Below are 11901 nucleotides of genomic sequence, written 5' to 3' on the forward strand. Positions count from 1 at the left end.
CAGCCGCCCGTCGCGGATCGCCAGGCGCAGATTGCCGGCGATCTGCGCGCTCAGGGGTTCGGATGACAAACGGTCGAGGCTGACGTCGAGACTGGGGTCCATGCGGGAAAAATCGATCGGCGTTGCATCGCCGGCTGGCGGGACAAGGCGGCGTTGGACAGGCATTCTAAGCCGCAGCGCTGGCGGCAACGGCATGGAGGCCACCGGCAATTTGACCTAGAGTGGCCACAGTAGCCGCGGTCAGGGCAGCGTTCACGCCGCTCTTCCCGCCACCGCTTGCCGCTTGGAGGACATTGCCATGGACCGCCCGTTATTGCGTCGGCTTCCGCGCCTGCTGCGGACGCGCTTGCCGGCACAGTTGCCGATCCATTTGCCGACTCGGTTAGCGCCCCCATTGAGGCCATCGAATCCATTGCCGCTGCCGCAGCGCCCGGATGCGCACCGGCGGCGGCTGCTGGCAGTCGGTGGCGCGATGCTGCTGCCGGCCGCATGGCCCGGCCTCGCCTCGGCGCAATCCGCTTCACCTTCGCCTTCGCCGCAGCAGTCGGTGCCCCGTCCATCGGGCAGCAAGCCGATGCAGATCGGCGTGATCGGCAGCGGCCGGATCGGTGGCACGGTCGGAGGGCTATGGGTCAAGGCCGGCTATCCGGTCTTGTTCTCGTCGCGGCATCCGGAACAGCTCAAGCCGCTGGTCGATGGCCTGGGGCCGCTGGCCCGGGCGGGCACCGTGGCGGAGGCGGTCGCTTTCGGTGACGTGCTGTTCGTTGCCGTGCCCTACGGCGCGCTGCCCGAGATCGGCAAGGCGCATGGCCGCGGGATGGCCGGCAAGGTGGTGCTGGACGCCACCAACGCCTATCGCCATCGCGATGGCGCCGCGGGCGAGGATGCGCTGGCCAACGGCATCGGTCCGACCACGTCGAAATACCTGCCGGGGGCGCGCATCGTGCGCGCCTTCAATTTCACCAGCGCCAGCGATTTTGCGACCCGGCACCATCAGGAACCGCGGATCGCGATACCCATCGCCGGCGACGACCGGGCCGCGCTCGACACCGCCTCCGAACTGGTGCGGGCCGCCGGCTTCGAGCCTGTCGTCATCGGTCCGTTGAAGATCGCCGACAGCTTCGCGCCCGGCGGGCCGCTGTTCCGGCAGGTCGGCAGCGCCGAGGAACTGCGGCAGAAGGCGAGGGCCGCAGTGCCGGCGCAGCCTGCCGGGCGCTAGCGCTCGGCGATCACAGCCGATACAGCGACGCTGGCGAGCCCGCCGGCGGGCTCATCAGATTGCGCACGGTGACCTTTGCCAGCAGGTTCGTCCGCGCCGCGTCGCTCAATTGACCGCCGTGGATCAGTGCCATCGCCTTGTCCTGGATACCGGCGGGCGGCTGCGGCCACGACAGCCACTCGGCCAGCCAGGCGGCCTGCAGATCCGCCGGCATCGCTGCCAGCGCTTGCTCCATGGCGCAGACCAACGAAGGCGAAGCGTCCGGGCGCAGCGCGAGATGCGCGGCTTGCTCCAGCAGCCCCGCGCGTGCCGTTGTCCTGCCGGCCACCTGCGGCCGCTCGGCGTTGCCGAGGACCGAGGCGAGACGCCCCCGCAACGTGTCGTCCCGCGGAAGATTCGGGCCGGCGAGGTACCGCGCAATGCTGGCCGCCAGCGTTTCGGCCGACGTGGTGTCGCGCCGGTTGACGAGGCCGCCCGCCCGCTCGACGTCCTGGATCAGGCAGTTGCTCAGCCGGAACTGATGGCTTTCCAGCAGCGTGCCAAGCAGATCGCGCGGATGTGCGCCCGGATCTCGCTGCCTTTCCTGCTCCAGCGCCTGGAATACCGCGTTCAGTCGGAGAATGTCGGGGCGCGGTTCGAGCGCGACGCGCGCTTCGCCGGCGTCTAACTCCAGTAGAGGTAACCCGCGTGCCGCCGCGGGATTGGCGCCGGACTCAAGCGGAAATGGAAGGGAAATGGCCTGCTGGGGCGCGGCGGCGCCCGTCGAAGAGGTGTGCATGGGAGAAGTATGGAGGTGAGCGTTGAGGGAGGAGCCGCGGCGTGCCGGCTGGCGTGCTGCTGCGCCGCCACCGCGGTCCGGCTCGTGTCCGCGACGCGGACCGCGCGATTCTGGCCAGCCCCGCCGCAGCGCGCTTCCGATTTGCGGCGCGGACCGCAGGAAGCGTGCCTCGCTCAAGACGCCATGCCGCCGGCCGCTGCGCTGGGCGACGGTAGAATGCCTGCGCGCCGGACCGTTCCGTCTCAGTAGCCAGATTTCCGCTGACACCGACCAGGGAGGATGACGATGAGCGCCCCAAATCCCCAGCACCCCGACGAGCACCGCCTCGGCGCCTGCGCTTACCTGCTGCACATGCTGCTGCAGCGCGCGGAACAACAGCAGCCCGGCATGCTCGATGCACTGATACGCGGTGTCACGGCAGACCGGGACGGCGCGCAAGCGCAAGGACTGGCCGATCCACGTACGGCCGGCGTCTTCGACGAAGCGCTGCGCATGCTGCAACTGGCGAACGATCAGCTCAGGGCGCAGACCCGACCGTAGCGATCGCGGGCTTACGCCCGCCGCGGCCGAAACGCGCCCCCGGCAGTGTAAACTGCGGGGTTTTTCACTCAGGCGCTATGTTGCAAGTGCCCCCGAGCGCAGCCCCCGGCGGACAGACGCTGATCCGGTTGCTTGCGCACCTGACCGAAGCCCAGGCCCCCGAATCGGCCCCGTCGCTGTCGGGCCAGCTGAGCCAATGGCTGGGCTGGACCGACGCGATCGCCTTGTCGTCGGCACTCAACGGCAATCCGCCGGCCGTGCCCGCGGCCGGCGCGCGTGCGGCCGTCGGCGACGAAGCCGCCGACAGCGCGCGGGTGCGGGCGATGCTGGTCGACGCCATCCGCGATGATCGGGCCTCGGCCAGGGGGCGGCGCAGTCCGGTCCGGCCCATGCCGGCGGAGGCGCTCGATGCGTCGGCCGATTTTGCGATCTACCGCCAGCGCTACCAGACGCTGCAGCAGAGGATGGAGACCGCCATCGGCGATCTGCGCGGCCGCCTGCGCGGGGCGCTGGCCCGGCGTCCCGGCCAGGGCCGGCTCGCCATGCTCGATGCGGTGATGGAACGCGTGATGGGCGCGCGGGAGCAGGCGTTGCTGGCCAACCTGCCGGCCGTGCTCGAGGCGCACTACCTGCGCTTGCGGCAGGCGGAGGAAAACGCGCTGGCCCGGGCGGCGAGCGCCAACACCGCCAATACCGACAATACCCACAATACGGCCGAAGCCCCCGAAGCCGCCGAAGCCGCGCAACCCACCGACACCACTGCAAGGCCCGAGCCGGCCGGCGTGACGGCGACGGTCGCGCCCGGCGCATGGCGCCGCGTGTTCCGCCGCGATATGGAAGACCTGCTGCTGGCCGAACTGGACCTGCGCTTCCAACCCGTCGAGGGATTGGTCGCGGCCCTTGGCGCCAATCGATCCGGCAGCTAACCAGAACATCATGACCCGATTCCCTATTCAACTTGTTGTGTTCCTGGCGGGCCTGCTGGCCGTCGGCTGGATCGGCGCCGGCTACGCGGGCTCGAATGCGCTGGCGTTCGCCGTGACGCTGCTGATCGGCGGCTTCTATGTCGGGGGCGCGTTCGAGCTGCACCGCTATCGCCGCGCGACGGCGAGCCTGACACAGGCCGTCGGCGGCCTGTCCGAGACGCCGGCCAGCCTCGGCACCTGGCTCGAACGCATCGATCCGGGCCTGCGGCAAGCGGTACGGCTGCGCGTCGAAGGCGAACGCGTCGCCTTGCCCGGTCCCGCGCTGACCTCCTACTTCGTCGGCCTGCTGGTGCTGCTGGGCATGCTCGGCACCTTTCTCGGCATGGTGGCCACGCTGAAGGGCACCGGCCTGGCGCTGGAAACCGCCACCGATCTGCAGGCCATCCGCGCCTCGCTCGCCGCGCCGGTCAAGGGCCTGGGCTTCGCCTTCGGTACCTCGGTGGCGGGCGTGGCGACCTCGGCCATGCTGGGGCTGCTGTCGGCGCTGTGCCGGCGCGAGCGGATCGACGCCGCGCAGCTGCTCGACGCTCATATCGCGACGACCTTGCGTGTCCATTCGCGGGTCCATCAGCGCGAGGAAGCCTTCAAGCTGATGCAGCGCCAGGCCGAGACGATGCCGGTGCTGGTCGACCGGCTGAACGCGATGATGGCCGCGATGGAGCAGCAGAGCCAGGCACTGACCGAACGGCTCGCCGCCAGCCAGGACGCCTTCCACGGCAAGACCGAAGCGGTGTACACGCGCCTGGCCGCATCGGTCGAGCAATCGCTGAAGGACGGCGTCGCCGAGAGCGCGCGCGCCGCCAGCGCGGCGATCCAGCCGGCGGTGGAAGCCACCATGAGCGGCCTGGCGCGCGAAGCGGCCGGGCTGCGCGACACCGTCACGCAATCGATGCAGCAGCAGCTGGAAGGCCTGGCGTCGCGTTTCGATGCGACCACGACGCAGGTGGCCGGCCTGTGGAGCGAGGCGCTGGCGGAGCACCGGCGTATCAGTGCGGCGCTGGCCGACGGCCTGCGCGGCACGCTCGACGGGTTCACCGCCAACTTCGAGCAGCGCTCGGCGGGATGGCTGGAGCAGGTCGCGCAGCGCATGGACACGGCAGCCGCCGCGACTTCGGCCCGCTGGAACGAAGCACTGTCCGGCCACGAGCGCACCCTCGGCGCGATCGCGAGCGAGAACCAGCAGGCGCTGGCGACCGCCGCCGGCGCCTTCGAACAGAATGCGAGCGCGCTGCTGACCACGGTCGCACAGGCGCAGGCCGAGCTGCGCGCGCAGCTGGCCGCGCAGGACGAGCAGCGGCTCGCCAACTGGAGCGCGACGCTGTCCAGCCACGAGCACGCCATCGGCGCGATCGCCAGCGAGAACCAGCAGGCGCTGGCGACGGCCGCCGGCGCCTTCGAACGGAATGCGAGCGCGCTGCTGACCACGGTCGCGCAGGCGCAGGCCGAACTGCGCGCGCAGCTGGCCGCGCAGGACGAACAGCGTCTCGCCACCTGGAGCGCGAAGCTGGACGGCATTGCCGCGGGGCTGCGCCAGCAATGGGAAGCGACCGGCGCGCAGACCGTGGAGCGGCAGCAGCAGATTTGCGAGACGCTCGAGCGCACCGCGCAGGAAATCACTGCCCAGACGCAGGCGCAGGCAGGCGCCACCATCGCCGAAGTCGCCCGTCTGGCGCAGGTCGCCGGCGAAGCGCCGCGCGTGGCGGCCGACGCCATTGCCGAACTGCGGCGCAAGCTGTCCGATGAAATGGCGCGCGACAACGCGATGCTGGAGGAACGCACCCGCCTGATGGAGAGCCTGTCCACGCTGCTCGAACAGGTCAGCCGGACCTCCACCGCGCAACGCGAGGCGGTCGACACGCTGGTCGGTACCAGCGCGGAACTGCTCGAACGCATCGGCTCGCGCTTCACCGACAAGGTCGAGGCCGAGACCGGCAAGTTGACCGAGGTGGCGGCGCAGGTCACCGGCAGCGCCGTCGAGGTCGCCAGCCTGGGCGAAGCGTTCGGCGTGGCGGTGCAGCTGTTCAGCGAGTCGAACGACAAGCTGATCGCGCATCTGCAGCGCATCGAGACCGCGCTCGACAAGTCGATGGCCCGCAGCGACGAGCAGCTGGCCTACTACGTGGCGCAGGCCCGCGAAGTGGTCGACCTCAGCATGCGCTCGCAGAAGCAGATCCTCGAAGACCTGCAGCAGGTCGCCGGCCAACGCGCACCGGACGCAGAGGCGGCATGAGAGAGGAGATCGACGCCGGCGTCGAGCCGACCGTACCGACCTGGGCCGTCTTCGGCGACCTGATGTCGGTGGTGCTCGGCGCCTTCGTGCTGATTCTGCTGGGCGTGATCGGTATCCAGCTCGAACTCGCCTCGCGGCTGGACAACGAGGTCAAGCAGCGCCAGCAGGAGATGCATCGCCGCGAGAGCCTGGAACAGGCGCTGGCCGGCCCGCTGGCCGCGGGGCGCGTGACGCTGGTGAACGGGCGCATCGGCATCAGCGGCAGCGTGCTGTTCGCGTTGAACTCCGCCGAGCTGCAGCCCGAGGGGCAGGAGGTGCTCAAGAGCCTGGCCGCGCCCTTGAAGGCCTATCTGCGCCATCGCGACGAGATCCTGATGGTCAGCGGCTTCACCGACGACCGGCAGGTGCGCGACGGCAACCGCCAGTTCGCCGACAACTGGGAGTTGTCGGCCCAGCGCGCGCTGACGGTGACGCGCGCGCTGATAGACGCGGGCGTGCCGGCCGCGTCGGTATTCTCCGCCGCCTTCGGCTCGCAGCAGCCGGTGGCCTCGAACAAGGACGCGCAAGGCCGCGCCCGCAACCGCCGCGTCGAGATCGCGCCGATCCCGCGCGTGTCGATGGGAACGGGGAAGTCCGGTGGCTAGCCTCGGCGCCGACGACATGCTGGCGCGCATCGACGCATGGCGCGACAGCGGCGCGGATCGCGTGGATCCGGTCCGCTTTCGCCTGCTGGAGGCACTGGCGCGACGGATGTCCGCCCATCGCGGCGAGGCGCGGCGGCGGCTGGAGGAAAGGCTGGCCGGGCTCGTGCAAGCCTATGAGGACGGGCTCGGCCGCGCAGCAGCCACGGCGACCCAGCCCGAACAAGGTCCGGCGCAACGCCGGCGCATGACAGGACCGCTGGCGGCACTGGTGCGCCAGCTCAGAGGCGATATCGAGGGGCAGGGCGCCGATCCTGCGGCGATATCCACGGTCACCGCCACCGCCACCACTGCCACCGCGATCGCGTCGCGTCACCCGCCCCAGCCCGACCCGGCGCTGGTCGAATATGTCCGCCAGACATGGACCCGCCTCAGCGCGGAGCGCGCCTGGCGGCAATCGCTCGAACGCGTCCCGGAAAACGCCGGACCGCTGAACTCGAACCACCTGATCCACCGCGCGCTGTCCGCGATGCGCGAGCTGTCGCCCGGCTATCTGCAGCAGTTGCTGTCGTACGTCGATACGCTGTCGCGGCTCGAGCGAATGAACTGCAATAGTGCGCCGGACAGCAAGGGCGCGCCGCCGGTCGGCGGTCAGGCGAAGGCCGTACGCGGCAAGGCACGCCAGTCGCGCGCCAGGCCCGCGGCGCCGCCGAAACCGTAGCGCCTCACCGCATCACGGCGCCACCGGCGTCAGTCCTGCCGCGGTGAAGATCTTCTGCAGTTCGCCGTTGCCGCGCAGCGTATCGACTGCGCGCTGCACCGCGTCGGCCAGTTCCGCGTTGTCCGCCTTTACCGCCATGCCGACCGCCCATCCGCGCGGCGGCAGCAGCGGCGACGAGACCTCGGCCGCCGCGTATTGCGACGCGGTGCGGCCATCGGCCTTGAGGGCGCTCTCGTATTGCGAACGTGTGACCATCGCGGCCGCGATCTCGCCGGCAAACAGCGCGCGCAGCGTGTCGCGCGGCGACGGATAGATGCGGACCTTGTCGCGCAGCGTGCCGCCGGCTCCGGCCAGCAGCGCATTGGCGCCGGCCGAGCCGGCTTCCGCGCCGACGGGCAGACCTGCCAGATCGGCGAGATCGCGGATCTGTGGCAGCCGCGCGGTGTCGTGGACCAGCACGAACTGCTCGCGATAGTACGGCGCGAAGATCGTCGCCTTGTCGTTCTCTCGCATGAAGGCGCGGTCCACCGGCACGTGCAGCATCACGTCGGCCGGCCCATAACCGAGATAGTGGCCGCGCCAGACCATATTGCGCAGGTCGTCGGCCATGTTCTCGTCGGCGTCGAAGGGCAAGAGCGTCAGCGACAGATTCAGCTGGCGGCTCAGCGCTTCGGCGATCGCGACATCGACGCCGGTCGGCTTGCCGTCGACGACATCGGAGAAGGGCGCGAAGGCCTTGTAGACCGCGACCTTCAGCCGCCCGCTTTCGCGGATCCTGGCCAGATCCGCCCAGGCGCCGGCGGACCATGCCAGACCGGCCGACAGCAGCAGCAGGGCGACGGCGCGGCGGCGGCGCGCGGCCGGACCGGCGCGCCTCGAAGGCACGGGGGACAGCGGGGAGAGAGGGGACAGCGGGGGCGGCGTGGGCATCGTCGTCTCCTGAATGGAATGGGAGGGCAGCGGATACGGGCGCGCCCGCGCGCGGCGAGCGCCTCGTCGGCGTGCCATCACTGCGGCCGGCGCGATTCCAGATAGGTCTTCAGTGCCCACACGGCTTCCTGCGTCAGCGTCTCGTCGAACGGCGGCATGTAGACGCGGCCGTCGCGCGTGCGGCCGCGGCGCACGGTGGTGGCGAAGTACTGATCGATCTCGCTGTAGCAGCCTTGCTTCTTCTTCGGGTCGGCCAGCGCAGAACAGTCGGAGTCGAGACTGCGCAGGTCCGGCGCGATGCCGCCCGAGATCGCGTCGAGGCCGTGGCAGCGCGCGCAGTTCTGGTTATAGGCGGAGCTGCCGATGCGCAGCGCCTCGTCGTGCGCGGGGCCCGTGCGGTAGGGGTTTTCCTGCTTCCACTCCTTGCCCAGCTGGGGCAACGTGCTGGTGTCGACGGCCTGGGGCGTGACGTCGCCGTGGGCATGGGCGGCGCCCGGCATCGTGGCGGCGGCCAGGCCGGCGCAGAGGGCGAGGGCGGAAAGAAGCGGGCGGAAAGTCGCCATGGGGGTCTCCTGATGTTGTCGGGATCGTTTGCCCCGATCGTCCGCAAGAGCTGTGCCACTCGCGCCAGGCCCAGGAAACGGCGGAAATCGCCACGCGGCGGCGTCCTCGCGTCGCAGCATGGCCGCCGGGGCGCCCTCGAATTCAACACCCTGGCAAGCATTTTGCTCCACAATGCAACAGTGCCCCGGCGGAACACTGCGCACCCCACTGTGCGCAGGTTTCGCCCGGATGCGCCGATCGCCGAAGATCCGGCACCAAGATGCCGGGCAGCCGAACAGGAGACAATCCATGACCCCGCACGAGCCGGAGCCGCACGGCGGCACGCACGCCGACACCATCGCCCAGGCCCATCAGCGATCGCAGTCCTACGGGCTGCGCCCCTACGAGTCGCCGGACTTCGGCCCGGTCGCGCCGGTCGACCTGCGCAGCCAGATCGAGAAGAGCCAGTCGCTGTTCACGCACGCGCTGCCGGTCATGGAGATGCTGTACGACCAGATCGTCAACACCCACAGCATGGTGATCCTGACCGATACGGCCGGCCTGATCCTGCATTCGCTGGGCGATGACGACTTCCTCGAAAAGGCCGACAAGGTCGCGCTGCGTCCCGGCGCGGTGTGGTCCGAGGAGAGCAAGGGCACCAATGCGATCGGCACCGCGCTGACCGAGGGGCTGCCCACGCTCGTCCACGGCGACGAACACTTCCTGCGCGCCAATCATTTCCTGACCTGCTCGTGCTCGCCGATCTTCGATCCCTACGGCAAGACGGTCGGCGCGCTCGACGTGACCGGCGACCATCGGGGCTTTCACAAGCACACCATGGCGCTGGTGCGCATGTCGGCGCAGATGATCGAGAACCATCTGTTCGAGAACGCCTTCCAGGACATGGTGCGCGTGCATTTCCACGCGCGGCAGGAGTTCATCGGCACGATTGCCGAAGGGCTGGCCTCGTTCACGCCGGGCGGGCGCTTCCTGTCGGCCAACCGCAGCGGCCAGTTCCAGCTCGGTTTGTCGGTGGGCGCGTTGCGGGCGCATACGTTTTCGTCGCTGTTCGGGCTGTCGATGGGCCAGCTGTTCGACGCGCTGCGCAGCGCGCCCGGCGGCGTGATGCCGCTGCAGCTGTCGAGCGGCGTCAAGGTCTGGGCCCGGGTCGAAATCACGCGCTCGACGGTGGTGCCTTCCGGCGGGCTGATGCCCGAGGCCCGCGAAACGCCTGCGCCGCGGCGCGGCCGCCTGCCGAACGCCCAGCAGCCCGGCGGCCTGGACGAGCTCGATACCGGCGATCCGCAGATGGCGGCGGTGATCGGCAAGCTGCGCAAGGTCGTGGGCCGGGACATCCCGGTGATGATCTGCGGCGAGACCGGTACCGGCAAGGAGCTGCTGGCGCGCGCGATCCACGCCGAGAGCCAGCGGCAGCAAGGCCCGTTCGTCGCCGTCAATTGCGCGTCGATTCCCGAGACGCTGTTCGAGTCGGAGCTGTTCGGCTACGAGGAGGGCGCGTTTACCGGTGCGCGCAAGAAGGGCGGCATCGGCAAGATGCTGCTGGCCAACGGCGGCACGCTGTTCCTCGACGAGATCGGCGACATGCCGCTGCATCTGCAGGTACGGCTGCTGCGGGCGCTGCAGGAGCGGTCCGTGACGCCGCTGGGCAGCAACAAGGTGATCGAGGTCGATTTCGTGCTGATCTGCGCCACCAACCGCAACCTGCGCGAGGAAGTCGCGGCGGGCCGCTTCCGCGAGGACCTGTACTACCGGCTCAATGGCCTGGTGGTGCGGCTGCCGGCGCTGCGCGATCGCACCGACCTCGACGTCGTCGCCAGCAAGGTGCTGGCGCGGCACGGCGGCGCATCGCGGCCGCTGCGGATCGCGGAGCCGGTGATGCGGATGTTCGCGTCCTATCACTGGCCGGGCAATATTCGCCAACTGGCCAACCTGCTGAACACGGCGCGGCTGATGGCGGAAGACGAGGACGAGATCGACGTAGCGCACCTGCCCGACGATTTCCTCGACGACTGGCGCGAGCGGAACGTGGCGGGCACCGCCACGCCGGCGGCGGCCGCGAGCGGTGCGCGCCCTGCGGCGGTACCGGGCGTGGCGCCGCCTGATTCGGTGCCGCCGCTGCCGCTGCGGCCGACGCGGCTTGCCGACGTCGAAGCGCTGACCATCGTCGCGACCGTCAAGGCGCATCACGGCAATATCTCGGCCGCGGCCAAGGCGCTCGGCATCTCGCGCAATACGGTCTACCGCAAGCTCGGCGAGGCCGAGCGCCTGCTGCAGGCCGATGGGGACGCGGGACCGGGCGAGCCGCACTGACCTGCCCGCGCGCCGGCCAGCGCCGGCCAATGCCCCGCGCTCATCGGGCCGGCGCGCCGCGCATCCATTCATCCTCCAGTTCCAGCCAGGCGCGCTGCACATTCAGCGCGTGCCGCGGCACAAAGCCCTGCCAGTGCCGGAAGGCTTCGCCCGGCACGGCCCGCAAGGCATCGGCGGCATCCACGCCAGCGGCCAGCCCCTGCCGGATGCCGCGCTCCAGACTGTCGAGATAGGCCAGCGTCGGAACGATGCATTGCCGTGGCGTGCCAACGCCGTCGCCCACCACGGTGTCCGCCGGCAACATCGACAGCGCGCGCAGCGCAGCGCGCCAGCCCGCCAGCGAGCCGTCGCGCAGATCCGGAACACGCTCGCCCGTGGCCAGGCCGCCGGCGTACAGCAAGCGCAGCGCGGGCGCATACAGCGCCGTGTCCGAGGCGCTGTGCGCATTGGCAAGGATCCGCACCCGCCAGCGGACTCCGCCCGCGACGAGCGGCGTGCCCTCGCGCAGCGCCGGCCGCGGCAGCACGATGGTCGTGCCGGCCATCGCCGCCGACCCCAGTTCGGCCACGAGCTGGCGAAGGCAAGCGTCGCAACGCGATCGCATCCGCTCGACCGTCGCCGGCGAAGCGAGGAAAGCGGGGCGGGGCCGCAGCTCGGCGAAGGCGGCATTGGCCAGCACCTGCCGTGGATGCGGATGCGAATTGACGACCCATCGCACCGGCAGCGCAGTCCGCCGCCGGATCGCCGCGATCAGGCGGCGGCCATGGCGCAGATTCGGGCCGGGATCGACCACCAGCACGCCATCACGACCGATCGCCACCAGAGAAGGGGAGAACGACGGATCGGCGCCGTCCACCGCGCCGGTGTAGACGCCGGGCGCCAGCGGCGAAAGAAGCGGCAAAAGAGGCGGAGACAGAACCGGAGACAGCGCGGGCGACGACACTCGCGACGGCACCCGGGACATAAGCGGCTGCGGCTGCGG

General features: G+C 70.4%; 11 protein-coding genes. 7 read left to right on the top strand and 4 right to left on the bottom strand.

The window, feature by feature from the left end; all coding sequences use genetic code 11:
* Positions 1-472 precede the first annotated feature (472 nt).
* A complete protein-coding gene (locus AC6EI8_RS18915) occupies positions 473-1219 on the top strand; it encodes an NADPH-dependent F420 reductase (RefSeq protein ID WP_498382604.1) in 747 nt (248 codons plus the stop codon).
* A 10-nt stretch (positions 1220-1229) separates the two neighbouring features.
* Here the strand turns inward: AC6EI8_RS18915 and AC6EI8_RS18920 are convergent, their stop codons facing one another.
* A complete protein-coding gene (locus tag AC6EI8_RS18920; RefSeq protein WP_498382599.1) occupies positions 1230-2174 on the bottom strand; it encodes a hypothetical protein in 945 nt (314 codons plus the stop codon).
* Between the two features lie 108 nt (positions 2175-2282).
* On the opposite strand from AC6EI8_RS18920, the gene AC6EI8_RS18925 reads away from it, so the two are divergent.
* The 5 genes from AC6EI8_RS18925 to AC6EI8_RS18945 all read left to right on the top strand — a co-directional run bounded on the left by AC6EI8_RS18925 (position 2283) and on the right by AC6EI8_RS18945 (position 7115).
* Entirely contained in the window at positions 2283-2537 is a 255-nt protein-coding gene (locus AC6EI8_RS18925; RefSeq protein WP_149318751.1) for a hypothetical protein, read from the top strand.
* Positions 2538-2614: 77 nt separating this feature from the next.
* Complete coding sequence (locus AC6EI8_RS18930; protein WP_498382600.1) at positions 2615-3463, top strand: DUF3348 domain-containing protein; 849 nt, start codon at positions 2615-2617, stop codon at positions 3461-3463.
* A 10-nt stretch (positions 3464-3473) separates the two neighbouring features.
* Positions 3474-5753 (top strand): DUF802 domain-containing protein, encoded by a 2280-nt coding sequence (locus AC6EI8_RS18935; protein ID WP_498382601.1) that lies wholly within the window; start codon positions 3474-3476, stop codon positions 5751-5753.
* Positions 5750-6397: an OmpA family protein gene (locus tag AC6EI8_RS18940; RefSeq protein WP_150084012.1), complete on the top strand. Its 648-nt coding sequence runs from the start codon at positions 5750-5752 to the stop codon at positions 6395-6397. The genes AC6EI8_RS18935 and AC6EI8_RS18940 overlap by 4 nt, the downstream gene beginning before the upstream one ends.
* A complete protein-coding gene (locus AC6EI8_RS18945) occupies positions 6390-7115 on the top strand; it encodes a DUF2894 domain-containing protein (RefSeq protein ID WP_223819731.1) in 726 nt (241 codons plus the stop codon). The genes AC6EI8_RS18940 and AC6EI8_RS18945 overlap by 8 nt, the downstream gene beginning before the upstream one ends.
* Positions 7116-7127: 12 nt before the next feature.
* Here the strand turns inward: AC6EI8_RS18945 and AC6EI8_RS18950 are convergent, their stop codons facing one another.
* Positions 7128-8045 carry a substrate-binding periplasmic protein gene (locus tag AC6EI8_RS18950; protein WP_265632406.1) on the bottom strand — a complete coding sequence of 306 codons (918 nt, stop codon included), beginning with the start codon at positions 8043-8045 and terminating at the stop codon, positions 7128-7130.
* A gap of 77 nt (positions 8046-8122) precedes the next feature.
* Positions 8123-8608, bottom strand: coding sequence for a cytochrome c-550 PedF (pedF, locus tag AC6EI8_RS18955; protein ID WP_149318743.1), 486 nt, complete (start codon positions 8606-8608; stop codon positions 8123-8125).
* Between the two features lie 289 nt (positions 8609-8897).
* On the opposite strand from pedF, the gene AC6EI8_RS18960 reads away from it, so the two are divergent.
* On the top strand, positions 8898-10919 hold the full coding sequence (locus AC6EI8_RS18960; protein WP_498382602.1) for a sigma-54-dependent Fis family transcriptional regulator: 2022 nt from the start codon (positions 8898-8900) through the stop codon (positions 10917-10919).
* Between the two features lie 40 nt (positions 10920-10959).
* Here the strand turns inward: AC6EI8_RS18960 and AC6EI8_RS18965 are convergent.
* Positions 10960-11901 (bottom strand): MBL fold metallo-hydrolase (locus tag AC6EI8_RS18965; protein ID WP_498382603.1); only part of this gene is annotated, 942 nt, incomplete at its 5' end.

It is taken from the genome of Cupriavidus sp. R6-3, from assembly GCF_059772245.1.